Genomic DNA, 23,621 nt, shown 5'->3' with positions numbered 1-23,621 from the left:
CTTCGCTCCCGACCCCGGGTACGGGCGGCGCGACGGTGGCCGCCGTGGCACGCCGTGCTGCCCGTAAATCCCTGGATCTCCCCAACTCCCCCCGCCCTCCTGGAGAACAGATGCAAAAACCACCCAGCGAGACAGGCCCGGCCCCCAACGGTGTCCGTGCGGCAGGTGCGGTCCGCACCTCAGCCGGCGTCCTCACCCCGCTCAGCACGGCGCACGTCCGGATCACGGGCGGGCTGCTCCGGCGCTGGCAGGACCGCAACCGCGCGGCGACCGCTCCGCACGTCATCCGGCAACTGCGGGCGGCGGGGAACCTGGACAACCTGCGCGGGGCCGCCGATCGCAGCGGTGACGGCGGCTCCGACGACACGGAAAGCGCCAACTCCCGGACGTACCAGGGCAGTTACCCCTTCCTGGACACGGACGTCTACAAGACGCTGGAGGGCCTGGCCTACGAACTGGCCCGGGACGGGGGACCCACTGCCAGCACTGCCGGCACCGACGACGCTGACCGCGTCGAGGACGCCGACGGCACCGACGGCCCCCTGCGCGCCTTCTACGAGGAGAGCGTCGCGCTGATCGAGCGGGCCCAGGCCGAGGACGGGTACCTCAACTCCTACTACCAGCACCCCGGTACGCCCGGCGAGCCCTGGAGCGACCTGGCCTGGGGGCACGAGCTGTACAACCTCGGGCACCTCGTCCAGGCCGCTGTGGCAGCCAACAGGCAGCTGGGCGACGGGCGGTTGCTCGCAGTCGCCGTACGCTTCGCCGACCTCGTGGTGCGGCTCTTCGGCCCCGAAGGGAAGGCCGAGGTCTGCGGGCATCCGGAAGTCGAGATGGCGCTGGTGGAGCTGTACCGCGAAACCGGGGAAGCGGCGTATCTGCGGCAGGCCCAGCTGTTCGTCGACCGCAGGGGCCACGGCACCGTCCGGTACAGCCACTTCCCGCCCGAGTACTTCCAGGACCACGTTCCGCTCCGGGACCTGCCCTCCGTCACAGGCCACGCGGTACGCATGGTGTACCTGGCAGCGGGCGCGGCCGACGTGGCGCTGGAGTACGCCGACCCGACGCTGCTCGGGCCGCTGCGGCGCCTGTGGCACGACATGGTCGCGAGCAAGCTCTACCTCACGGGCGGGCTCGGTGCCCGGCACTCCGACGAGGCGATCGGCGACCGGTACGAACTGCCCTCGGAACGCGCGTACAGCGAGTCGTGCGCCGCGATCGGCACCATGCAGTGGGCATGGCGGATGTTCCTGGCGACGGAGGAGACCGGCTACCTCGATGTGTTCGAGCGGGTGCTCTACAACGCCTTCGCCGTCGGTCTGTCGGCCGACGGCACGGAGTTCTTCTACGACAACCCGCTCCAGCGCCGTACGGACCACGAGCAGCGCAGCGGCGCCGAGGCAGGCGGCGAACTGCTGCGCCGGTCCTGGTTCCGCTGCCCCTGCTGCCCGCCCAACGTCGTGCGCTGGATCGCCCAGCTCGCGGACTACATCGCGCTGGAGCGCCCCGGGCGGCTGCTGCTCGCGCTGTACGCCGACGCGCGTGTCGAGACGGAGTCCGTGGCGCTGACCGTGCGCACGGAGTACCCGTGGGAGGACGAGGTGCGCGTCGGCATCGAGCGCGCCCCTGACGCCCCGTACCGGATCGACCTGCGCGTACCCGGCTGGACCTGTGGACGGGTACGGGCGACGGTGAACGGCGCCCCGGTGGAGGAGGAGGTCCGGGACGACGTGCTGTCCGTGCGGCGCCGGTGGCGCGCGGGCGACGAGCTGCGGCTCGTGCTGCCCATGCCGGCGCGGCTGCACGGCTCGCACCCCTCGCTGGACGCGACGCGCGGTGCGGCGGCGCTCTGCCGCGGCCCGCTCGTCTACTGCCTGGAGCAGCACGACGCGCCCGTGGACATGGAACGGCTGCTGCTCAGGCCCGAGGCGCTCGCCGGAGCGCGGGTACGGCAGGACGGGCCCGCGCTGCCCGGGGAGCCGGAAAGCGTCGCGCTGGAGCTTCCGCTGACGGTTTCCGCGGCGCCCGGCGACGAGCTGTACCCCTCGCTGGCGACGCTACAGGCGCATACGTCGGCGCCCGCTGAGGAGCCCTCGGTGGAAGAGGCCGCGTTCATCCCCTACTTCCTGTGGGGCAACCGTGAGGCGGCGGCCATGCGCGTCTGGATCAGGCGGTGGTGAGCGCCATGGCGCGGGGTGACAGCTCCCCCGCTCCCGTGACCCTGCCTCAGCCCGTGCCTCAGCGCCTGCCGCTGCGCCGGCAGGGAAGCGGGCGGGTGAGGAGCGGGAGTGGCTGGCCGGCTGGGCTCGCGGTGGCCACGGCGCTCGCGCTCGCCGGCTGCTCCACGGGGCCGGCGCCGATCTCGGCCGGCGGCCCGGCCGGCGAGCCGGGCAAGGGCGGGACCGTACGCGTGCTGTCCTCCACGGCCTTCTCGCACCTCGACCCGGCGCAGGGCTTCGACGCGGGGGTCAACAATTTCTACCGGCTCGTCTACCGCACCCTCACCACCCAGCGCGCCGCGCCCGGCAAGGCCGGGACCGAGGTGGTGCCCGACCTGGCAACCGACACCGGGCGCCCCTCCGACGGGGGCCGCACCTGGACCTTCACCCTGCGCAAAGGGCCGCGGTTCCAGAACGGCAAGGCCATCACCAGCGCCGATGTGAAGTTCGGCATCTCCCGTGCCTGGGACCCTGAGATCGGGATCGGCTCCCCCTACGCCAAGCAGCTCATCGCCGCTCCCAAGGGCTACCGGGGTCCTTACAGGTCGAAAGGTTCCTCGCCCCGCATCGACACCCCGGACAGCCGCACCGTGGTCTTCCATCTCAAGCAGTCCTACGCGGACTTCGGCAGCGCGGTGGCACAGCCGGTCTTCACCCCGTTCCCGCGCGGTACGGGAGCGCGCTCGGAGTTCGACAAGCAGCCGATCGCCTCGGGCCCGTACCAGGTCGCGGCGTACGAGGCGGGCGCCAGGATCAAGCTGGTGCGCAACAAGTTCTGGAGCGAGGCAACGGACGAGGTGCGTACCGCCCGGCCCGACGGCTTCGAGTGGACCTTCGGCCTCGACCCGGCCACCATCGACGAGCGGATGCTCTCGGCGCGCGGCGAGGACGTCAACGCCATCGCCGACGCCATTCAGCCGGCCACCATCTCCCGGATACAGGACAAGGAGACGCGTCGGCGCACGCTCTCCGGGCTGATGGGCTGCACCACCTACATGTCGCTGAACACCAAGAAGGGCAAGCTCGGTGACGTGCGCGTACGCCGCGCCCTCAACTACGCCGTCAACAAGCAGTCGATCGTGAACGCCTTCGGCGGCGCCACGAAGGCCGACCCGGCCACCTCGATCCAGCCCCCCACGATCAGCGGCAGGAAGGGCACCGACCTGTACGCCACCGACGGGCAGCGGGGCGATCTGGACAAGGCGCGGAAGCTGCTGAAGTCCGCCGGGGTGAGCAAGGGCTTCTCGCTCACCCTGGACACCAGGGAGGCGCCCGTGATGCGCGCCACGGCCGAGGCACTGCAGCAGTCCCTGGCCCCGCTCGGGATCAAGGTGAAGGTGAACATCATCGACACCGCCACGTTCTACGAGGTGATCGCCTCGCCCGCGCAGCAGCACGACGCGGCCGTGACGGGCTGGTGTCCCGACTGGGCGGCCGGAATCACCTTCCTGCCGCCCCTGTTCGACGGCCGCAACATCGTGTCCAAGGGCAATCAGAACCTCGCACAGCTCAACGACCCCGGCATCAACGCCGCCATCGACAGGGCGTCGGCGCTCAAGGACGTGGACGAGCAGAACGACGCGTTCGGCGCGCTGGACGCCAAGATCATGCGGGATGCGCCGATCGTGCCGCTGGTCTACGAGAAGTCCGTCAACCTCGTCGGCGGGAACATCGCGGGCGCCTACAAACACCCGGTGCTCGCCGGCGGCATCGACTTCGTCTCCGTAGGGCTGGCCGACCCGGACCGGAGGGCCTGATGACCGCCACCACCGCGCTTCCCGAACCGGGAACGGCAGCGCCGCCCGCCCCGCCGCCGCCGGCAGGAGGCTCCCTCACGCGGGCGCTGCTGCGGGACCGTACCGCCGTGATCAGTACCGGATTCCTGCTGCTGCTCTGCCTGTTGGCGCTGTGCGCGCCGCTCGTGTCGCAGCTGACGGGGAACGGGCCCTACACCTTCGACTCCGCCGCGCTCGACTCCCACCTCGGCGGCGTCCCGCACGGGGCGCTCGGCGGCATCAGCGCGGAACACCCCCTGGGGGTCGAGCCGCAGAACGGGAGGGACATCCTCGCCCGCGTCCTGTACGGCGCGCGGGTGTCGTTGACGATCGCGCTGTCCTCGACGGTGCTCACCGGCTGCCTCGGCGTCGTGCTCGGCATGACGGCCGGGTACTTCAAGGGCTGGGTCGACCAGGTCGTCTCGCGCCTGATGGATTTCCTCATGAGCTTCCCCGCGCTCATCTTCATGATTGCGATCCTGTCCTCCGTGCCCTCGGGCAACAGGTCGGTGCTGCTGGTCGCCGTCATCAGCCTGTTCGGCTGGCCCTACTTCGCGCGGGTCATCCGCGCGCAGACCATGACGCTGGCCGGCAGGGAGTTCGTGGAGGCGGCACACGCTTCGGGCGCCAGGAGCGCCGCGGTCCTCTTCCGCGAAATCCTGCCGAACCTGCGCAGCTCGGTGATCGTGATGGTCACCCTCGCGGTGCCCGGCTACATCGGCACGGAGGCCGGGCTGTCCTTCCTGGGCGTCGGTGTGTCACCGCCGACCCCGTCCTGGGGGCAGATGATCTCGACGTCCGTGTCCTGGTACGCCGTCGACCCGATGTTCTTCGTGATCCCCGGCGCCCTGCTCTTCTCCACCGTGCTGTCGCTGACCGTGCTGGGTGACCGGTTGCGCGCGGTCACCGATGCCCAGGGAGCCCGCTGATGGCCCGATATCTGCTCGGTCGTCTGACCGCCGTCGTTCTGCTCCTGGCCGCCATCTGCCTGTTCACGTACTTCATCTTCTTCAGCCTGTCCGCCGATCCCGCCGTCTCCATCTGCGGAAAGACCTGCACGCCCGAGCGCATCGACTCGATCCGGGACACGCTGGGGCTCAACGAGCCGCTGCTGACGCAGTTCTGGCACTTCGTCAGCGGGCTGTTCGCCGGCCGGGACTACGGGACGGGCGCCACGGCCATCCGCTGCGAGGCACCGTGCTTCGGCTACAGCTTCCAGACCAACGAGTCCGTCTGGCACATGATGACCGGCCGGCTTCCGGTCAGCGTCACCGTGACGGTGGGCGCGGCCGTTCTCTGGCTGCTCATCGGTGTCGGCGCGGGGCTGCTGGGGGCCGTCAAGCAGGGCACGTGGTGGGACCGCGCCTCCATGACGCTGGCTCTGGGCGGTGTCGCCGTGCCCAACTACGTGCTGGCGCTGGTGCTCCAGTACTTCCTCGTCGTCAGGTTCCAGATCCTGCCGTTCCCCTCGGCCGTGTCTTTCTCGGCGGACCCGTTCCTGTGGTTCCAGTCGTACCTCATGCCCTGGACCGTGCTCGCCCTCGTCTACGCGAGCATGTACGCCCGGCTGACCCGGGCCAACGTCATCGACACGCTCTCCGAGAACTTCCTGCGCACGGCCAGGGCGAAGGGGATCAGCCGTCCTCTGCTGCTGCGGCGGCACGCGCTGCGGCCCTCGCTCACCCCGGTCGTCACCGTCTTCGGCATGGACTTCGCCGGGCTGCTCGGCGGTGCGCTGATCACGGAGAAGGTGTTCGGCCTCAACGGCATCGGCAAGATGGCGGCCGACTCGATCGCGAAGAACGACCAGCCGGTGATCATGGCTGTCACGCTGCTCGCCGCCTTCTTCGCCGTCTTCGGGAACGTGATCGTCGACCTTCTCTACAGCGCACTCGACCCGAGGGTGAGGACCACGTCGCCATGAGCACACCGCGAAAGGACAGCACCGCCGGCACCGCCACCGCCGTGGCAGCCGCCACCCCTGCCGCCACCAGCGCTTCCGGCGGCAACGCTGACCTGCTCGTCGTGGAGGACCTCTGCGTGAGCCTCCCCTCGCACGGGGGCAGCAGACAGCTCGTCAAGGACATCTCCTTCACCGTCGGCGAGAACGAGACCGTGGCGCTCGTCGGCGAATCGGGGTCGGGGAAGTCGCTGACGAGCCTCGCCCTCATGGGCCTGCTTCCCCGCGGAGCCGGGGTGAGCGGCAGCGTCCGGCTGCGCGGCCGGGAGCTTCTGAACCTGTCGGACGGCGCGCTGCGGTCCGTACGGGGCAACGAGGTCGCCATGGTCTTCCAGGACCCGCTCTCCTCGCTGAACCCTTACTACACCGTCGGCCTCCAGATCGAGGAGGCGTATCTCGCGCACGAGAAAGGAGGCCGCGCCGCGGCCCGCCGGGTGGCGGTCGAGGCCATGGAGCGGGTCGGCATCCCCGACGCCGCACGCAGGGTGCGGCACTATCCGCACCAGTTCTCGGGAGGGCAGCGGCAGCGGATCACGATCGCCATGGCCCTGGTGTGCTCGCCCAGCCTGCTGATCGCCGACGAACCGACGACGGCCCTGGACGTGACCGTCCAGGCGGAGATCCTGCGGCTCCTCGCCGAGCTTCAGGAACACACCGGAAACGGGATGATCTTCATCACCCACGATCTCGCGGTGGTCGCGGGCCTGGCACAGCGTGTCCTCGTCATGCGCTCAGGGTCCTGCGTCGAATACGCGGAGGCCGAGCGGCTGTTCAGCGACCCGCGCCACCCGTACACCTCGGCCCTGCTGGACAGCGTGCCCCGCATGGACGACGACATCGGAGACCTCAAGTCCCTTCAGGTGCCCAGTCATGCTTCCCCTCATGTGCCCGGCGAAGGAGCGGACCGTTGACCGAGACAAGCGCACCCGAGCGTGCCCCGGGCCCCGCCGCCGGAACGCACGGGCCGCTGCTGCGCGCGCTGCACCTCACCAAGACGTTCCCCGTACGGAGCCGTGGGGCGTTCAGGGGCGGCCGTACCGCGTTCACCGCCGTCGACGACGTGAGCTTCGACATCGCCCCCGGAGAGACGGTGGCGCTCGTCGGCGAGTCGGGCAGCGGCAAGTCCACGACCGCGCGGCTGGTGGCACGGCTGATGGAACCGAGCGGCGGAACCCTGGAGTTCGAAGGGCGCGACCTCAGCCGCGCGAAGGGAAGCGAACTCGCCGCCTACCGGGGCGAGGTGCAGGTCGTCTTCCAGGACCCCTTCTCCTCGCTCAACCCCCGGCACACCGCCGAGCGCATCATCACGGCGCCGCTGGCGTACCAGTCCGTGTGCGGCAAGGAGGAGCGCCGCGAGCGCGCCCGGCGGCTGCTGGAACGCGTCGGCCTGGAACCCGAGCACGCGGAACGGCGCCCCTCGCAGTTCTCGGGGGGCCAGGCTCAGCGCATCGGCATCGCGCGGGCCCTCGCCGTCGAACCCCGGCTGGTCGTGTGCGACGAGGCCGTCTCCGCGCTGGACGTCTCGGTGCAGGCCCAAGTGATCAACCTGCTGCGGCAGTTGCAGAGGGAGAGTGGCTACTCCTACCTGTTCATCGCGCACGACCTCGCCGTCGTCCGCCAGATCGCCGACCGCGTACTGGTCATGAAGGACGGTGTCCTCGTCGAACAGGGCACGCGCGACGAGGTGTTCGGCAACCCCCGGCACCCGTACACCAAGACGCTGCTCGCCGCCATCCCCCGCATCAACCCCGCCTGGGAACGGGCACGACGGCGGCGTGCCCGCGAGGCAGCAGGACAGGAGACGACGGGCGCGGCACAGGCGACGGGCGCGGCACAGGCGGCGGACGCGGCACAGGCGGCGGACGCGGCACGAACGACGGGCGCGGCACAGACAATGGGCCCCGAAGGAACGTCAGGACCAGCGGACACAGGGCAGAAGACGGACACAGCACAGAAAGGCGGCGTCCATGAATGAGACCACCGTGAACGACCTTCCGAGGTCCACCCCCGTACCGGCCACACCCGATCCACGGCTGCCGCGCCTCGGCGAAATACCCTCCTTCGTACGGCACATGGGCCAGGGCTGGGCCGATGTCAGCCGGACACCCGGCACCGTGCCGGGAGCCGCGGAGGCCGCCGCCGCCCACCGCGCGCGGCTCAGCGCCGCGTTCCCTGGCAGGCCGCTGGCCGTGGTGGCCGGCCGGCCTCCGGTGAGGAATAACGACTGTGACTACGAGTTCAGGCCGGACAGCGACTTCTTCTGGCTCACGGCGTGCCCGCTCCCTGACGCGGTCCTTGTCCTGCGGCCCGGCGGCCAGGGTCACGACGCGACGCTCTACGCCCCGATGCCCGCGGGGCCCGGCACCCGCGAGTTCTTCACGGACGCGGCACACGGGGAGCTGTGGGTGGGGCCGGCGCCCGGCCTGGCCGAGTGGTCCGGCGCACTCGGCGTGGAGGTACGGCCGCTGGCGGAGCTGGAGGCGGCGGTGGCGAAGCTGCCGGGGCTCCTGGTCGCGGGCGCGGCGGGCACGGTGGCGACGGGCACGGGCGCACCCGGCATGTCCTCGCTCGCCGGCGCGGCTGAGGCACCGGCGGACGAACTGCGGCGCACGCTGGCCGAGTTGCGCATGGTCAAGGACGACTGGGAGATCGCCCGCCTGCGCGAGGCCGTCGACCGTACGGTCGAGGGCTTCGCCGCCGTCGTACGCGAGATACCGACCGCGATCGCGGGCCCGGGAGAGCGGTGGCTCCAGGGCACGTTCGACCGGTACGCGCGCGCCTACGGCAACGGGCCCGGCTACGCCTCCATCGTCGGCAGCGGGCCGCACGCCCCCACCCTGCACTGGGTACGCTGCGACGGCCCCGTGCTGCCCGACGAGGTCCTGCTGCTCGACATGGGCGTGGAGTCGCACAGTTACTACACGGCTGATGTCACCCGCACCTTCCCCGCCTCCGGCCGCTTCTCGCCCGTCCAGCGCCAGGTGCACGACCTGGTCGAGGCGGCGCACCGCGCCGGGCTCGCCGCCGTCGGCCCCGGGCGCCAGTACACCGACTTCCACCAGGCTTCCATGGAGGTCATCGCCACGGGCCTGCACGACTGGGGCCTGCTCCCCGTCTCCGTCGACGAGGCACTGTCCCCGCAGGGCCAGCAACACCGCCGGTACCTCGTGTGCGGCATCGGCCACCACCTGGGCCTGGACGTGCACGACTGCTCCCAGGCCAGTTACGACACGTACCAGGGCGGAGCCATGGCGCCCGGCATGGTGCTCACGGTGGAGCCCGGCCTCTACTTCCACGCCCACGACCTGACCGTCCCCCCCGAACTCCGGGGCATCGGCGTACGCATCGAGGACGACGTCCTGGTCACACCCGAGGGCTCCGAGGTCCTCTCCAGCGAACTCCCCCTGGACGCCTCCGGCCTGGAACGGTGGATGGCGGAACGGCTGGGCTGAGACGCGGGGTCACCCACCCGGTCCTGGACGGCTGAGGGTCACCGCACGAGGCGGAGCACGTGGCGCGGCCGGGGCCCGGACCAGGGTCGTGGCCGGGCCGGAGCGGGAGCCGGGTGCGGTGTCGCGTTCAGCGGCCGACCAGGGCCGGGAGGTCGGCGACGGAGTCGAGGACGTGGTGCGCTCCCGCCTCCCGCAGTTCGCCGGCGCCGCGTCCGCCGGTCAGTACGCCGGCGACCAGCCCTGCACCCGCGTTGAGGCCGGCGCGGATGTCGTGCGGGGTGTCGCCGACGACGGCGACGGAGGCCACCGAGGGCGCCCCGACGCGGAGCATCGCGGTGAGCACCATGTCCGGGTAAGGGCGCCCTCGTCCGCCCGCGTCCGCGGGTGAGAGCACGGCGTCGGCCAGCCCGTTCCAGCCCAGCGAGGCGAGCAGGTCGTCGCGGGTGCGCGGCGAGAAACCGGTGTTGAGGACCACGGCGCAGCCGGCGCCGCGCAGCGTCTCGATCGCCTGCCGCGCACCGGGCAGCGCCGCGCAGCGCCCGGCGGCGACCATCTGCGCGTACCCCTCCTCGAAGGCTTCGTTGGCGCGCTGGGCCGCCTCCTCGCCGTCGAAGAGGTGCCGGAACACGGAGATCTTGGACTCGCCCATGGTGGCGCTGATGTGCTCCGTCATCGGCGCGTGGCGCGGGTCGTCCGGGGTCACGCCCATGCGCGCGAGCGCGTGCGCGAAGGCGTCCTCCACGATTCCGGCGTCCGTCACTGTCGTGCCGGCCAGGTCGAGGACGGCGAGGCTCACGGGCATGGCGTCTCCACGGGGTTGGTCGAGGGGGTACGGGACAGCGCCTGTACGCCGCCCGCGAGAGCGAGGGCTGCGATGTCGGCGCCCGTGCAGCCGCGTGACAGGTCGTGCAGCGGCGCGGCGAGGCCCTGGAGCAGCGGCCCGATCGCGGCGCAGCCGCCCACGCGCTGGGCGACCTTGTAGCTGATGTTGCCTGCTTCCAGGCCGGGGAAGACGAACGTGTTGGCCTGGCCCGCCACCGGCGAGGACGGCGCCTTGGCACGCCCGACCTCCGGGTCGGACGCCGCGTCGTACTGGAGGTCGCCGTCGACGGCGAAGTCCGTGCCCTCGGCGCGCAGCAGTTCCAGCGCCTCCCGCACCCGGTCGACGCGCGGGTGGTCGGCGCTGCCGCCTGTGCTGAAGGACAGCAGCGCCACCCGGGGCCGTGCGTCGGTGAGTTCGCGGTACGTACGGGCCGTGGCGCGGGCGATGTCGGCCAACTGGCGCGGGTCAGGGTCAACGACCACGGCGCAGTCCCCGTACCCGAGCACCCCGCCGTCCGGCTGCACCATCAGGAAGCTGCTGGAGAGCGTGCGTACGCCGGGCGCGAGACCCACCACGTACAGGCCGGCGCGCAGCACGTCGGCCGTCGGCCGGTTGCTGCCCGCCACGCACACGTCGGCGTCGCCGAGCGCGAGTGCTGTCGCCGCGAGGTACAGGGGATCGGCGGCCAGTTCCTCGCGGTCGGCGCGCGACAGCTTGCGCCGCCGCGCGAGCGCCTCGCCCAGCGTGCCTCCGCAGCGCGGGTCCCTGGCCATCGCCGCCGGGTCCAGGATCTCCAGCGCCTCCGGGTCCTCGGGGAGCTTCAGGTCCAGGTCGGCGGCCCTGTTGCGGACGGTCGCCGGGTCGCCCAGCAGGACGGGGGTCACCGATCCCTGTCCTGCGAGGCGGGCCGCCGCCCACAGGGTGCGGGTGTCGCCGCTCTCGGGCAGCGCGACGCGGGGTCTCCTCCCCGCGGCCCGTAGCCTGTCGGCCCACGTTCCGGCCAACTGCGCGACGGCGGGGCCGGCTTCGCCGGGGAACTGTAGGGGGCCGTGCGGTTCCACGAGCATGCGGGCTCCATGTGCGGTGTGCGAACGTTCCTCTTCCCCAGGCCCAGGGCCCCCGCCCCTCCCCGGTCCGCGGGGGACGGGGGCGCCGGAAGCGGGGGGGGTTACACGTAGTCCTGGTACTTCTCCAGGTACCGCACCGGCTTGGAGAGCGCGTCGCGGCGGAACGGGTCGCCCAGCTCGCGGGTGCACATCACCTCGACCACGGTGGTGCGCCCCTCGTTCATCTGCGCGTCGACCGCGCGCCGCAGCGCGGGCCCGACCTCGTCCAGCGTGTCGACGACGATGCCGTCGGCGCCCATGGCCCGCGCGATACCGGCGAAGCTCTCGCTCTCCAGCTCGCCCGCGACGAACCTGCGGTCGTAGAAGTCGACCTGGTTCTTCTTCTCCGCGCCCCACTGGCGGTTGTGGAAGACGACGGCCGTGACGGGGATGTCGTGGCGTACGGCGGTCATGACCTCGCCCATGGACATGCCCCAGGCACCGTCACCGGCGTACGCGATCGCAGGCCTGTCCATCGCCGCTGCCTTGGCGCCGATGATGGTGGGGAGCGCGTAGCCGCAGTTGCCGAAGCTCATGGGCGCGAAGAAGGACCGCGGCTCCTCGAAGCGCAGGTAGCTGTGCGCGACGGAGTTGATGTTGCCGATGTCGGTGGAGACCATGACGCGTTCGGGCATGGCCTTCTCCAGTTCGCGCAGGACCTGGCGCGGGTGCAGCCAGTTGCCCTCCTCCGCGTCCTGTTCGGCGATCATGTCGAGGCTGTAGGGGTCCTTCTCGTGGGTCCACTCGGCCAGTTCGGCCTCCCACGCCTCCTTCTCGGCGGCGATGTCGGCCGCGCGCTGCTCGCGGGTGGCGTCGCACGCGAGCTTCGTGTCCTCCAGCCGGTCCAGCAGCGCCGTCGCGGTGGCCTTGGCGTCGCCGCAGATGCCTACGGTGATCTTCTTGACGAGGCCGAGCATCTTGTGGTCGGCGTCGATCTGGATGATCTTCGCGTTCTTGGGCCAGTAGTCCATGCCGTGCTGCGGCAGGGTGCCGAACGGGCCGAGGCGGGTACCGAGCGCGATGACCACGTCGGCGCGCGAGATGAGCTTCATCGCGGCCTTGGAGCCCTGGTAGCCCAGGGGCCCGCACCACTGCGGGTGGCTGGCGGGGAACGAGTCGTTGTGCTGGTAGCTGTTGACCACGGGTGCGCCGATGCGTTCGGCGAGCGCCTTGCACTCGTCGACGCCGTCGGCCATGACGACGCCGCCGCCGGAGATGATCACGGGGAACTCGGCGGTGGCGAGCAGTTCGGCGGCCTCGTTGAGGCTCTTCTCGCCGCCCGCGCCCCGGTCCACGCGCATGGGCTGCGGGACCTCGCCCTCGATCTCACCGTAGAAGTGGTCGCGGGGGATGTTGAGCTGGGTGGGGCCTATCTCGGACATGGCCCGGTCGAAGGCGCGCGCGGTCAGCTCGGCCATCCGCTTGGGGTTGTTCACATGGGCCTGGTACTTGGTGAACTCCTGGAACATCGGCAGCTGGTTGGCCTCCTGGAAGCCTCCCAGGCCCATGCCCATGGTGCCCGCCTCGGGGGTGATCATGACGACGGGGCTGTGGGCCCAGAACGCGGCGGCGATCGCGGTCACGCAGTTGCTGATGCCGGGCCCGTTCTGGCCGATGACGACGCCGTGCCTGCCGCTGACCCGCGCGTACCCGTCGGCCATGTGCGCCGCGCCCTGTTCGTGCACGACGGGTACGAGGCGGATGCCCGCCGGCGCGAAGATGTCCATGGCGTCCATGAACGCCGAGCCCATGATGCCGAAGATGTCGGTGACCCCGTTGGCGACCAGGGTCTCTACGAATGCCTCGGAGGGGGTCATCTTCTGTTGCTCACTCATGGAACCAACTCCTTCGACGCGCCTGCCCAGCGACAACGGCCACTGCACTGGCGAATAAGCGAATAAGCGAATAACCGGTACGCGGCGTTCCTGAATTCAGGATCTGCCGGGACCATAGGGAGAGTGCGCGGCGCCGTCAACAGTGCGTTCCGGAAATCGGTACCTGGTAACTTCTTTTCCGGAACCTGGTTACGTCGATGAGCGCTCAGGGGAGACGGAGAGACCATGGAGACCACACGCGAGGCGGAGCCCGCGCCACTGGACGGCGACACCCCCACGATGCGGCTGTTCGCGCTGCTGGAACTGATAGCCGCCAAGGACCAACTCGTCACCCTCCAGGACCTCGTGGAGGAGACGGGCCTGCCCAAACCGACCCTGCACCGCATGCTCCAGCAGCTGGAGGGCGCCGGCCTGCTCGTACGGCAGAGCGACGGGCGGCACTACGGCACCGGCGCGAGACTGCGGAAGCTCGCCGAGAACCTGCTGCTCAACGCCACTCACCACGGCGCGCGCCGCGCCGTACTGCGCGGGCTGGTCGAGGAGTTGGGCGAGAGCTGCAACATCACGGCGCTCTCCGGGAACGAGGTCGTCTACCTCGACCGCGTAGAGACCCGCGAGCCGCTCCGCTTCTATCTGCGCCCCGGCTCCCGCGTACCGGCACACTGCTCGGCCAGCGGCAAGATGATCCTCTCCCAGATGCCTCCTGCCCAGCGCCGCAAGCTCCTCGCGCACGGGCCGCTGAAGCGGTGCACGCCCAGGACCGTGACAGAGCCCGACGCGCTGGAGGAGGAGTTCATCCGCGTGCGCAGGGACGGGTTCGCGCTGGACGACGAGGAGTTCCTGCCCGGCCTGGTCTGCGTGGCCGTCCTCGTGCCCAGCGCCTCGGGAGGCCGCTCCAACCAGTGCGTCGCCGTACAGGCACCCGTCATGCGGCTCACCTCCGACAAGGCGCTCCACCTGCTGCCCGCGCTCCAGCGCGCGGCCCAGGCCATCGCACGGGTCGACGCGGAAGGCGGGCAGGAGTGAGCGGCGCTCAGGCAGGTACGAACGGCACGGAAGCAGACGCGCAGGGCACGGAGCCAGCCATACAGGGCGCGGCGCCCGGGCCCGGGGAGCCGGCCGGGGAGCCCGTCGGGGAGCCGGAGACGCGGGTGTCGGTACGGGACGTCTTCGGTATCGCCTCGGACCTGAAGGTGCCCGCCTTCGCCGAGCCGTCGGCGCATGTGCCCGAGACCGACGACGCCTACCGCTTCGACCCCGACGTGACCCTCGCCCTCCTCGCCGGGTTCGCGCACAACCGGCGCGTGCTCGTCCAGGGGCTGCACGGCACCGGCAAGTCCACCCACATAGAGCAGGTCGCGGCCCGCCTCAACTGGCCCTGCGTACGCGTCAATCTGGACGGCCACCTCAGCCGCCTCGACCTCGTCGGCAAGGACACCGTCGTGCTGCGCGAGGGCAAGCAGGTCACCGCGTTCCAGGAGGGCATCGTGCCCTGGGCGCTCCAGCGGCCCGTCGCGCTGATCCTCGACGAGTACGACGCGGGGCGGCCCGATGTGATGTTCGTGGTGCAGCGGCTGCTGGAGCGCGAGGGCAAGTTCACCCTCCTCGACCAGAACCGCGTGCTCACCCCGCACCCGTCCTTCCGGATCTTCGCCACCGCCAACACCGTCGGGCTCGGCGACCCGTACGGCCTCTACCGGGGCGTGCAGCGGCTCAACCACGCCCAGATGGACCGCTGGAACATCGTCGCCACCCTCAACCACCTGCCTCCCGAACAGGAGGCAGCCATCGTCACGGCCCGCGTCCCCGCGCTCGCCTGCGACAGGGGACGCGAGCTGGTCGCCGCGATGGTGGAGGTCGCCGCACTCACCCGTAACGGCTTCAGCGCCGGCGACCTGTCCACCCTGATGTCACCCCGCACGGTCATCACCTGGGCCGAGAACACCGAGCTGTTCGGCGACACGGCGCTCGCCTTCCGGCTCTCGTTCCTCAACAAGTGCGACGAGGCCGAACGGCCGCTGATCGCCGAGTTCTTCCAGCGCTGCTTCGACCGCGAGCTGACCGGGACGGCCGGTGCCACGGGCGACCCTCTGTGAACGGCAACGGCAACGGAAGCGGGGCAGCCACCCCCGACCCGGGCCCTGACCCGGACCCGGACCCGGACCCGGAGCAGCTGACCGGCGCCGCGATCCGGGCGCTGGGTGCGGCCCCCGGCATCGTCTTCCGGGGCCACAGAGCGCACGAAGGGCGCAGGCCGCTCCCCCGCCCCGCGCCGCATCTGCGCCACTCCCCCGGCGAGGACACGACAGCGCTGCGCGGGGTGGCCGACGGGCTCGCGCTGCGGCTGACCCGTACGGACGCCGCGCTGCACGCCCGCATGCGGCCCGAACAGGCCGTGGAGAGGCTGCTGTTCGACGCGCTGGAACAGTTCCGCGCCGAGTCCCTTGCCCCGGCGACCCGTCCCGGCACGGCCCGTAACCTGCGCGAACGCCACGCCCTGTGGGCCCGCGGCTTCCACCAGGCGGGGCTCACCGAGGGCGCGCGCGGGCTGCTCCTGTACACCGCGCTGGAGATGTGCCGCTCCCGGCTGACGGGGCAGCCCGTGCTCGCGGCGACCGAGGACCTGATCGAGGCGACACGGGGCGCGCTCGGGCCCGCGCTCGGTCACGCGCTCGCGGGGCTGCGGCGGCACCGCCACGACCAGGCCGCTTACGCGCCCCACGCGCTCGCCGTCGCCGAAGCGGTGGCAGCGCTGCTGGAGGAGGCGGCGGGCGAGGGCGAGGAGGACGGCTCGGCCGACGAGGAGAGCCCGTTCTCGCTGCTCCTCGAAGACGACCCGGCCGCGGACGCCGACGGGACAGGCCAGGGCGGTACGGCCGGGAGCACAGGCCAGGGGCCAGGCCACGCGCAGGACGCCTACCGCGTCTTCACCACGGCACACGACCAGGAGCGCGCGGCGGGCGGGCTGCTGCGTGCCGAACTCGCCCGCGAGTACCGCGGCGTCCTCGACACGCGTATCCGGCGCGAGGGCCTGGCCACGCCGCGCCTCGCCAGGCGGCTGCACGCGCTCCTCGCCACCCCGGCGCCCGACGGCTGGGACGGCGGCCATGAAGAGGGCCGCCTCGACGCGCGTCAGCTGGCCCGCCTCGTCGTCTCGCCCACGGAACGGAACCTCTACCGCGCTGAGCGCGCCGGGCTCCGCACCGATGCCGCCGTGACCTTCCTGGTCGACTGTTCGGGCTCCATGAAACGCCACCGCGAACACCTCGCCGCCCGGCTCGACGTATGGGCACGCGCGCTCGAACACGCCGGTGCCGCCTGCGAGATCCTCGGGTTCACCACCGCCTCGTGGAACGGGGGCCGTGCGCGGCGCGACTGGCTCCGTGCCGGGCGGCCCCCGCATCCGGGACGCGTCGCCGAACGCCTGCACCTGGTCTTCAAGGACGGCGACACGTCCTACCGGCGGGCACGCCCCGGGATCGCCGCGCTGCTGAAGGCGGATCTGTACCGGGAGGGGATCGGCGGCGAGGCCGTCGAGTGGGCGGCGGCACGCCTGCGCGCACGCGCAGAGGCGCGGCGCGTGCTCCTCGTCCTCTCGGACGGCGGCCTCGCACAGGGACCGTCGTTCCTGGACGCACACCTCAAGGAGGTCGCGGCGCGTACGGAGCTGGAGCTGTACGGGCTCCCTGTGGAGGGCGACCTGACCCCGTACTTCGCGCCCCTCCCCCGCGACTTCCCTTTCGCGCCCTTCGACAGGTAGGTGCCCCGGGCGTGCGGGGCCTCAGGCGGACGTTCGCACGGACGCCGGGACGGGCCCTCGGACCGGGGGCGGGCCCTCGGACCGGGGGCGGGCCCTCGGACCAGAGGGCCCCTCGGACCGGGGGCGGGCGTTCAGGCCGGGGCGTAGCGCTGGAGGGTGATGCCGCTGCTGAACGTCTTCGCGTCCACCAGCCGCAGCTGGGGGATCTGGTACCCGTCCGGGAAGAGGCGACGGCCGCCGCCCTGCACGACGGGGTAGACGAACAGGCGGTACTCGTCGACGAGGCCGGCCCTGATGAGGGTGTGCGCCAGGGTGATGCTTCCGGTGAGCACGATGTCCCTGCCCTCGCGCGCCTTGAGCGCGGTCACCTCCTTGACCGGGTCTCCCGCCAGCACGGTCGAGTTCTCCCACCCGGGTTCGGTGAGCGAGGAGGAGACGACGTACTTGTGCACCCGGTTGAGGTAGTCGGTGATGCCGGTGGTGTCGTCCGTCTGCGCGGGCCAGTAGCCACGGAAGTCCTCGAAGGTCTGCCTGCCCAGGAGCAGCGCGTCGGCCTCGCTGTCCTGCCGGTGGCTCTCCTCCAGGACGTCGCTCATGTCGGCTTCGCCCTGGCCCTGCGGGTCGAACCATCCCGTGAGCATCTCGATGGAGCCGTCGACGGTGATGTTCTCGGTGATCGCGAGTGTGCGCATACGTTCCTCCGGAGATGAGTGCGGTCCACCCTTCATGACCGCACGGCGCCCCCGGATTCATCGGTACCGGGCGAAGCGGCCCGGCCGGCGCGACCCGCCAGTTGGCCCAAGCTTCACCAGGACAGGGCCGATGCGCGCGGCGCCGCCGCCTGGCGGGAAGGGGTGGATGCTGTGAAAGCGGTGCACAGTGCGGCGGCGGCCTTGCGTCACAAGCTCGCCGCCTGGAGCAGGAACCAGGCCGTCGTCCAGACGGTGCGGGCCACGACGGCGGCGACGATCGCCTACGCGGTAGCCGTGCAGCTCAGCCCTGAGAAGGCGCCCCCGATCACGGCACCGCTGACGGCGCTGCTGGTCGTACAGGTCACCCTCTTCGCCACGCTGAAGATGGGCTTCCGGCGCGTCAACGCCGTACTGGTCGGCGTGCTCATCGCGATCGGGTTCAGCACGCTGGTGGGTCTGAGCTGGTGGAGCCTGGCCCTGGTCATCCTCGCGGCGCTGACCGCGGGACGGCTGGTGCGTGCCAACGAGTTCGTGAACGAGGTGGCGATCAGCGCCATGCTCATCCTCGCCGTCTCCGGATCGGCGCAGGGCGCCTGGGCGCGGGTGCTGGACACGCTCATCGGCGCGACCGTCGGGCTGATCTTCAACCTGCTCCTCGCGCCTCCCGTGTGGGTGCGCACGGCGCGGGAGTCGATGGAGGAACTGGCCCGGCGCATGCGCCAGCTGCTGCTGGAGATCTCCGAGGCGCTGGGTACGCCCATCCCCGTCTCCCGGACGACGGCACGGCTGGAGGAGGCACGCCGCCTCGACATGGAGATCGCCAACGTGGACATCTCGCTCCGGCAGGCCGAGGACAGTTTGCGGTTCAATCCGCGGGTGCGCGAGGCACAGCTCAACAGCGCCGTGCTGCGCACGGGGCTCGACACCCTGGAGGTGTGCGCGGTGATCCTCCGCGTGCTGGCCAGGTCGCTGACCGACCTGTCCACCCAGCGCGAGGAGGAGGAACCCCTCATCCCGGAACGGATCGCACCCGACCTGGAGTCCCTCTTCGTGCACGTCGGCGGGGCCCTCGTCAGCTTCTCCGTACTGGTGACCACGCAGCTCAGCCAGAACGCGGAGGACGCCGAGGAGCGGCTGACCGGCGAGCTGACGGCTTCGCGTGACACCCGGGACAAGGTCGCCCGGCTGCTGCTGGAGCTGATCCAGGACAACCCGCACCAGTGGCAGCACTTCGGCGCCCTGCTGGCCCAGATCGACCGGGTACTGGACGAACTCTCCCCCGAGCAGCGCAGCCAGCGTCTGATGGACGAACTGGACCGGCACACCAGGGAACAGCTGGAGCGCCACCCCCGCCTGGCCCGCCTCGGGCAGCGCCTCAGCAAACTCCGCCAACGCCTCTGAGCGCCCGGTACCTCGGCGTCTGGCACCTCAGTACCACCGGAGCGCCGGCACCGGAGCGCCCGGTATCCGAGCTGCGGCGCCCAGCAGCCGCCACCGGGCGCAGCCGCCGCCTAGGTCATCGCCTGCGGGAGCAGGTCGGCGAGGATGTGGACGCCGGGGTCTATCGCCGCTGGCCGGGGCGCGGCGAAGCCGATGCGGAAGTGGTTGAGGGGCGGCGAGTCGGCCAGGAAGTACAGGTCGCCCGGTTCGATGAGGACGCCTCTGCGCTGGGCGAGCGCCGTGAGCTTGCGGCTGTCCAGGCCGGGCGGCCCCGTCATCCAGAGGCTGACGCCGCCGGGCGGTGGCGTGGTGTGCCACGGGAGGTGGGTGTTGACGGCGGCGCAGACCGCCTCCCACTTGCGCATCAGCTGGCCCCGGTAGCGGCGTACCGCGCGGTGGTACTCGCCGGACTGGATGAGCAGCGCGAGGGCGCGCTGGGTGTGCCCCGAGGGGTGGCGCACGGAGTAGCGCCGTACGTCGCGCAGTTCGCGGATGAGTTCGCGGGAGGCGACGACGTAGCCGAGCCGCAGTCCTGGCGCGAGGAACTTGGAGAACGTACCGAGGTAGACGACCTGGCCGGTCTCGTCGAGGCCCTTGAGCGCGGGCGTGGGACGCCCCTGGTAGCGGAACTCGCTGTCGTAGTCGTCCTCGACGATGACCGTTCCCGACTCGCGTACCAGCGAGAGGAGTTCGCGGCGCCGCCCGATGCTGAGCGTGACGTTGGTGGGGTGGTGGTGGCTGGGTGTGACGTGCAGGAGGTCGACGCCGTCGAGGCTGGGGGGTGGCTGGAGTCCTGAGCCGTTGACGGGCAGCGGGAGCAGGGTGGCGCCGGCGCGTACGAAGATGTGGCGCGCGTCGAGGTAGCCGGGGTCCTCGACGGCGACGGTCGAACCTGCGCCGAGCAGCGTTCTGCCGAGCAGGTCGAGGCCCTGCTGCGAGCCGACGGTGACGAGCACTTCCTCGGGTGTGGCCTGGACGCCGCGGGCGGGGAGCAGCCGGTTGCAGAGCATCTCCACGAGCAGGGGGTCGTCGGCGGCGATGCTGTCCTGAAGGCTGTACTGGACGTGCGGCTGGTAGAGCGCGTCGTTGAGGGCGCGGGCCCAGGCGCGGGCGGGGAACGCCTTCAGGTCGACCTGGCCGGCGAGGAACGGATAGGGATATCCGGTCCAGTTGGGCTGTTTCTCCAGGTGCGGGAGGGTGTCGCGGCGGCTGGGCAGGTCGCGCAGCCGGGATTCCCAGTCGTAGCGCTGTGCGGCAGGTTCGGGTTCCCTGGCGCAGAAGGAGCGCATCTCGCGGTTGACGAACAGACCCTGGCGGGCGCGGCTCTCGACAAACCCTTCGGCGACCAGTTCCTGGTAGGCGGCGTTGACGGTGTTCCGCGAGAGCCCCAGTTCGCGCGCCAGTTCACGGGACGAGGGCAGCCTGCCGCCCGCGTCGACGGTACCGACGCCGATGCCGTGTTCGATCGCCTTGCGTATCTGCCGGTAAAGCGGCTCCTCGGAGTCCCGGTTCACCTCGATCAATGTGCGCGGCATGTCGCCTCCCGCTGCTTTCCGGGGCGTGCGCGACGTGTCCTGCGCGGTACGGGCACTGCCCTGGTCCCATCAGAGTCGCCGGTCCTGGCACTTTCCGCCGGGCCAGCTGGGTCCGCAATCTAACTGCATCGGCCGTCGCTGACGAGGTGTCCGGCCGCATTCACCACTGATCCGGCAGCTGCCCCACCGGGCGAGCCGGCCTGCCCTGGCCCGGCGTTCCCCGCCCTGTGCGGCTTCTGCTCCCTCTCGATCCGGCCGGAAGCACACCGCGTCCTTCCTTGATTCGCCACTGACTTGATTCGCCACTGACTTGATGCACCACTGATGGGAGTTCCACGTGAGGATCGGCATCCCCCGCGAGGTCAAGAACCACGAGTACCGCGTCGCCATCACCCCCTCCGGTGTCCACGAGCTGACCCGCGCGGGTCACACCGTGCATGTCGAGGAGGGCGCGGGCGACGGCTCGTCGATCGCGGACACCGACTACAAGGCGGCCGGCGCCACGGTGGCCCGTACCGCCGACGAGGTGTGGGGCGAGGCCGAGCTGGTGTTGAAGGTGAAGGAGCCGGTGGCCGAGGAGTACCACCGGATGCGGCCCGATCAGACGCTGTTCACGTATCTGCATCTGGCGGCCTCGCGGGAGTGCACCGACGCGATGCTCAAGGCGGGGATCACCGGGGTCGCCTACGAGACGGTGCAGCCGGCCGACGGTTCGCTGCCGCTGCTGTTCCCGATGTCCGAGGTGGCGGGTCGGCTGGCCCCGCAGGTGGGCGCCTACCACCTGGCGCGCCCCTCGGGCGGGCGCGGCGTGCTCATGGGCGGTGTATCCGGCACCCGTCCGGCGAAGGTCACGGTGCTGGGCGCCGGGGTCTCGGGCATGAACGCGGTGGCGGTCGCGGTGGGAATGTGGGCCGATGTGACCCTGCTGGATCTGAACGTGGACAAGCTGCGCGCCGCCGACCGCATGTACCAGGGCCGGATCACGACGGTCGCCTCCAACTCCTTCGAGGTCGAACAGGCCGTCGCCGCGGCCGATCTCGTCATCGGCGCCGTGCTGGTGCCGGGCGCCAAGGCGCCGCGCCTGGTCAGCAACCGGATGGTGTCCGGGATGAAGCAGGGCTCCGTTCTGGTCGACATCGCGGTCGACCAGGGCGGCTGCTTCGAGGACACGCGTCCCACCACGCACGCGGATCCCGTCTACCCGGTGCACGACTCGCTCTTCTACTGCGTCGCGAACATGCCGGGCGCCGTGCCGAACACATCGACGTACGCGCTGACCAACGTCACGCTGCCGTACGTCCTGTCCATCGCCAACAACGGCCTGCCGGCCGCCGCGCGCGCCGACGCCGCGCTGATGCGGGGCATCAACACCCTCGACGGCACGCTCACCTACCGGCCGGTGGCGGAGGCGCACGGACTCGACTGCGCCGAAGCACCGGCGCTGCTCGCCTGACCGGCCCGACCGTCCCACCCGCCCCACGAGAGGAGACACCACATGACCACCGACTCCGGCCTGCGGGCCCGCGCACAGAAGCACCTCGGCCAGCACTTCACCCGCAAGGACGCCTGGCAGAGCGACGAGCTGCCCGTGTTCGTCAGGAGCGAGGGCTGCCACCTCTACGACGAGTCGGGCCGCAAATTCCTCGACGGCCTGGCGGGGCTGTTCTGCGTGAACATGGGGCACAGCCGCCAGGACATCGTCTCGGCGGCCTCCAAGCAGATGGAGACGATGGCGTACTCCACCAACTGGGGCGCGGCGCACCCGCCGGCCGTCGAGGCCGCTGGACTGATAGCGGAGCTGGCGCCGGGCGACCTGGGGGTGACGTGGTTCGTCAACTCCGGTTCCGAGGCGGTCGAGACCGCGATCAAGTTCGCGCGGCAGTACCACAGGAGCCAGGGACAGCCGGAACGTACGAAGATCATCAGCCGGCACATGGCGTACCACGGGGTCACCCTGGGCGCCCTGTCGGTGACGGGTCTGCCGAAGATCCGCGAGCCGTTCGCACCACTGCTGCCCGGTGTCCGGCACGTGCCCAACACCCTCGGTCTCACCGGTGACCAGGGCCCTGCCTCGGAGCTGGAGTGCGTACGCGCCATCGAGCAGGCGATCGTGGAGGAGGGCCCTGAGACCGTGGCCGCCGTCTTCGCCGAGCCCGTGCAGAACGGCAGGGGCGCGCTGGTTCCGCCCGACGGGTACTGGCAGGAGCTGCGCGCGATCTGCGACAAGTACGGGGTGCTGCTCGTCGCGGACGAGGTGATCTGCTCGTTCGGCAGGCTGGGCCACTGGTTCGGCAGCGGGCACTTCGGGGTCGTACCCGACCTGGTCACCTTCGCGAAGGGCTCCACGTCGGGCTACGCACCGCTCGGCGGCATGATCGCGAGGGAACCGCTGGTCGAGGCGCTGTACGATTCCCCGCTGGGCGGCACCTTCACCCACGGTGCCACCTGGGGCGGCCACCCCGTCGCCACCGCCGTAGCGGTCGCCAACATCACGGCCATGCGGGACGAGCAGGTACTCGGCAACGTCCGCACACTGGGCCCCGAACTGCGTGCGGGGCTGGACGAGATCAGGGACCGGCACCGCGTCGTCAAGGACGTGCGCGGCATGGGCTTCTTCTACGCCGTCGAGTTCATGGGGGACCGCGAGTCGGGCCGTGAGCTGACCGAGGAGCAGTCCACGCGGGTGCTGCGGGAGGTGTTGCCCGCCGCGTTCCGCAAGACGGGTGTGATCCTGCGGCCCGACGACCGGGGCGCCACCATGCTGATGGTCTCCCCGCCGCTGGTCGCCGACCGTGAGGTGCTGCGCGAGCTGCTCGCCGGCATCGAGGTGATGGTGGACGACGTCGAGAGGAGCGTGCACGGCTGACAGACCCTCCGGCGGTGCGGGGGGACAGCGCCCCCACCGCCCCCACCCCACCCCCCCCACACCCACACCCCACCACCCCCACCCGCACCCCCACCCACGCCCGCCCGCCCTGCGACTCCACCGGGATACGGAACTGCTTTCCGCAGGCCCCCATCACG

At 71.3% G+C, this 23,621-nt stretch carries 18 protein-coding genes; 13 read left to right on the top strand and 5 right to left on the bottom strand.

The features are described 5' to 3' along the window. Positions 1-110: 110 nt before the first annotated feature. The 7 genes from NMN56_RS23840 (at position 111) to NMN56_RS23810 (ending at position 9,406) form a co-directional block, all read left to right on the top strand. Entirely contained in the window at positions 111-2,180 is a 2,070-nt protein-coding gene (locus tag NMN56_RS23840; RefSeq protein WP_274041456.1) for a glycoside hydrolase family 127 protein, read from the top strand. Positions 2,181-2,275: 95 nt separating this feature from the next. Further along, positions 2,276-3,976 carry an ABC transporter substrate-binding protein gene (locus NMN56_RS23835; RefSeq protein WP_274041457.1) on the top strand — a complete coding sequence of 567 codons (1,701 nt, stop codon included), beginning with the start codon at positions 2,276-2,278 and terminating at the stop codon, positions 3,974-3,976. Continuing rightward, the gene (locus NMN56_RS23830) at positions 3,976-4,923 is read left to right on the top strand and encodes an ABC transporter permease (protein WP_274041458.1); all 948 of its coding nucleotides are present in this window, start codon (positions 3,976-3,978) and stop codon (positions 4,921-4,923) included. The genes NMN56_RS23835 and NMN56_RS23830 overlap by 1 nt, the downstream gene beginning before the upstream one ends. Further along, a complete protein-coding gene (locus tag NMN56_RS23825; protein WP_274041459.1) occupies positions 4,923-5,918 on the top strand; it encodes an ABC transporter permease in 996 nt (331 codons plus the stop codon). The genes NMN56_RS23830 and NMN56_RS23825 overlap by 1 nt, the downstream gene beginning before the upstream one ends. Then, positions 5,915-6,865, top strand: a complete 951-nt coding sequence (locus NMN56_RS23820; RefSeq protein WP_347178644.1) for an ABC transporter ATP-binding protein — start codon at positions 5,915-5,917, stop codon at positions 6,863-6,865. Before NMN56_RS23825 ends, NMN56_RS23820 begins: the two co-directional genes overlap by 4 nt. Then, positions 6,862-7,929 (top strand): ATP-binding cassette domain-containing protein, encoded by a 1,068-nt coding sequence (locus tag NMN56_RS23815; protein ID WP_274041460.1) that lies wholly within the window; start codon positions 6,862-6,864, stop codon positions 7,927-7,929. Before NMN56_RS23820 ends, NMN56_RS23815 begins: the two co-directional genes overlap by 4 nt. Next, positions 7,922-9,406, top strand: a complete 1,485-nt coding sequence (locus tag NMN56_RS23810) for an aminopeptidase P family protein (protein ID WP_274041461.1) — start codon at positions 7,922-7,924, stop codon at positions 9,404-9,406. The genes NMN56_RS23815 and NMN56_RS23810 overlap by 8 nt, the downstream gene beginning before the upstream one ends. A gap of 127 nt (positions 9,407-9,533) precedes the next feature. On the opposite strand, the gene NMN56_RS23805 is transcribed toward NMN56_RS23810, so the two are convergent. The 3 genes from NMN56_RS23805 to xsc form a co-directional block, all read right to left on the bottom strand. Next, positions 9,534-10,208, bottom strand: a complete 675-nt coding sequence (locus NMN56_RS23805) for a phosphonatase-like hydrolase (RefSeq protein WP_274041462.1) — start codon at positions 10,206-10,208, stop codon at positions 9,534-9,536. Beyond that, on the bottom strand, positions 10,199-11,296 hold the full coding sequence (locus NMN56_RS23800; protein ID WP_274041463.1) for a phosphotransacetylase: 1,098 nt from the start codon (positions 11,294-11,296) through the stop codon (positions 10,199-10,201). The genes NMN56_RS23805 and NMN56_RS23800 overlap by 10 nt, the downstream gene beginning before the upstream one ends. Positions 11,297-11,397: 101 nt before the next feature. Next, positions 11,398-13,170: a sulfoacetaldehyde acetyltransferase gene (gene xsc / locus NMN56_RS23795; RefSeq protein WP_274041464.1), complete on the bottom strand. Its 1,773-nt coding sequence runs from the start codon at positions 13,168-13,170 to the stop codon at positions 11,398-11,400. 225 nt (positions 13,171-13,395) lie between these two features. On the opposite strand from xsc, the gene NMN56_RS23790 reads away from it, so the two are divergent. The 3 genes from NMN56_RS23790 to NMN56_RS23780 are packed head-to-tail and all read left to right on the top strand — an operon-like array spanning position 13,396 to position 16,930. Beyond that, positions 13,396-14,196: an IclR family transcriptional regulator gene (locus NMN56_RS23790; RefSeq protein WP_274041465.1), complete on the top strand. Its 801-nt coding sequence runs from the start codon at positions 13,396-13,398 to the stop codon at positions 14,194-14,196. Next, complete coding sequence (locus NMN56_RS23785; RefSeq protein ID WP_274041466.1) at positions 14,193-15,266, top strand: AAA family ATPase; 1,074 nt, start codon at positions 14,193-14,195, stop codon at positions 15,264-15,266. The genes NMN56_RS23790 and NMN56_RS23785 overlap by 4 nt, the downstream gene beginning before the upstream one ends. Beyond that, entirely contained in the window at positions 15,263-16,930 is a 1,668-nt protein-coding gene (locus NMN56_RS23780; protein ID WP_274041467.1) for a cobaltochelatase CobT-related protein, read from the top strand. The genes NMN56_RS23785 and NMN56_RS23780 overlap by 4 nt, the downstream gene beginning before the upstream one ends. A 131-nt stretch (positions 16,931-17,061) precedes the next feature. Here the strand turns inward: NMN56_RS23780 and NMN56_RS23775 are convergent, their stop codons facing one another. Continuing rightward, the gene (locus NMN56_RS23775) at positions 17,062-17,622 is read right to left on the bottom strand and encodes a dihydrofolate reductase family protein (protein ID WP_274041468.1); all 561 of its coding nucleotides are present in this window, start codon (positions 17,620-17,622) and stop codon (positions 17,062-17,064) included. Between the two features lie 171 nt (positions 17,623-17,793). Between NMN56_RS23775 and NMN56_RS23770 the strand changes: the two genes are divergently transcribed. After that, complete coding sequence (locus NMN56_RS23770) at positions 17,794-19,023, top strand: FUSC family protein (protein WP_430542692.1); 1,230 nt, start codon at positions 17,794-17,796, stop codon at positions 19,021-19,023. 110 nt (positions 19,024-19,133) lie between these two features. On the opposite strand, the gene pdxR is transcribed toward NMN56_RS23770, so the two are convergent. Continuing rightward, complete coding sequence (gene pdxR / locus NMN56_RS23765; protein ID WP_274041469.1) at positions 19,134-20,597, bottom strand: MocR-like pyridoxine biosynthesis transcription factor PdxR; 1,464 nt, start codon at positions 20,595-20,597, stop codon at positions 19,134-19,136. A gap of 337 nt (positions 20,598-20,934) precedes the next feature. Here pdxR and ald point away from each other — a divergent pair, with 337 nt between their 5' ends. Further along, positions 20,935-22,050 (top strand): alanine dehydrogenase, encoded by a 1,116-nt coding sequence (ald, locus tag NMN56_RS23760; RefSeq protein ID WP_274041470.1) that lies wholly within the window; start codon positions 20,935-20,937, stop codon positions 22,048-22,050. 42 nt (positions 22,051-22,092) lie between these two features. Further along, complete coding sequence (locus NMN56_RS23755) at positions 22,093-23,463, top strand: aspartate aminotransferase family protein (protein ID WP_274041471.1); 1,371 nt, start codon at positions 22,093-22,095, stop codon at positions 23,461-23,463. Positions 23,464-23,621: the final 158 nt, after the last annotated feature.

This window comes from Streptomyces iconiensis (genome assembly GCF_028657195.3).
Lineage (GTDB): Bacteria > Actinomycetota > Actinomycetes > Streptomycetales > Streptomycetaceae > Streptomyces > Streptomyces iconiensis.
Note: the sequence above shows the minus strand (reverse complement) of the source record. Positions and strands in the feature narration are given on the sequence as shown.

Bases quoted from the DNA above. Each gene is read 5' to 3' on its own strand.
- NMN56_RS23840 (WP_274041456.1), top strand. From the start codon at position 111: ATGCAAAAACCACCCAGCGAGACAGGCCCGGCCCCCAACGGTGTCCGT.
- NMN56_RS23830 (WP_274041458.1), top strand. From the start codon at position 3,976: ATGACCGCCACCACCGCGCTTCCCGAACCGGGAACGGCAGCGCCGCCC.
- NMN56_RS23825 (WP_274041459.1), top strand. From the start codon at position 4,923: ATGGCCCGATATCTGCTCGGTCGTCTGACCGCCGTCGTTCTGCTCCTG.
- NMN56_RS23820 (WP_347178644.1), top strand. From the start codon at position 5,915: ATGAGCACACCGCGAAAGGACAGCACCGCCGGCACCGCCACCGCCGTG.
- NMN56_RS23810 (WP_274041461.1), top strand. From the start codon at position 7,922: ATGAATGAGACCACCGTGAACGACCTTCCGAGGTCCACCCCCGTACCG.
- NMN56_RS23805 (WP_274041462.1), bottom strand. From the start codon at position 10,208: ATGCCCGTGAGCCTCGCCGTCCTCGACCTGGCCGGCACGACAGTGACG.
- NMN56_RS23800 (WP_274041463.1), bottom strand. From the start codon at position 11,296: ATGCTCGTGGAACCGCACGGCCCCCTACAGTTCCCCGGCGAAGCCGGC.
- xsc (WP_274041464.1), bottom strand. From the start codon at position 13,170: ATGAGTGAGCAACAGAAGATGACCCCCTCCGAGGCATTCGTAGAGACC.
- NMN56_RS23790 (WP_274041465.1), top strand. From the start codon at position 13,396: ATGGAGACCACACGCGAGGCGGAGCCCGCGCCACTGGACGGCGACACC.
- NMN56_RS23775 (WP_274041468.1), bottom strand. From the start codon at position 17,622: ATGCGCACACTCGCGATCACCGAGAACATCACCGTCGACGGCTCCATC.
- pdxR (WP_274041469.1), bottom strand. From the start codon at position 20,597: ATGCCGCGCACATTGATCGAGGTGAACCGGGACTCCGAGGAGCCGCTT.
- NMN56_RS23755 (WP_274041471.1), top strand. From the start codon at position 22,093: ATGACCACCGACTCCGGCCTGCGGGCCCGCGCACAGAAGCACCTCGGC.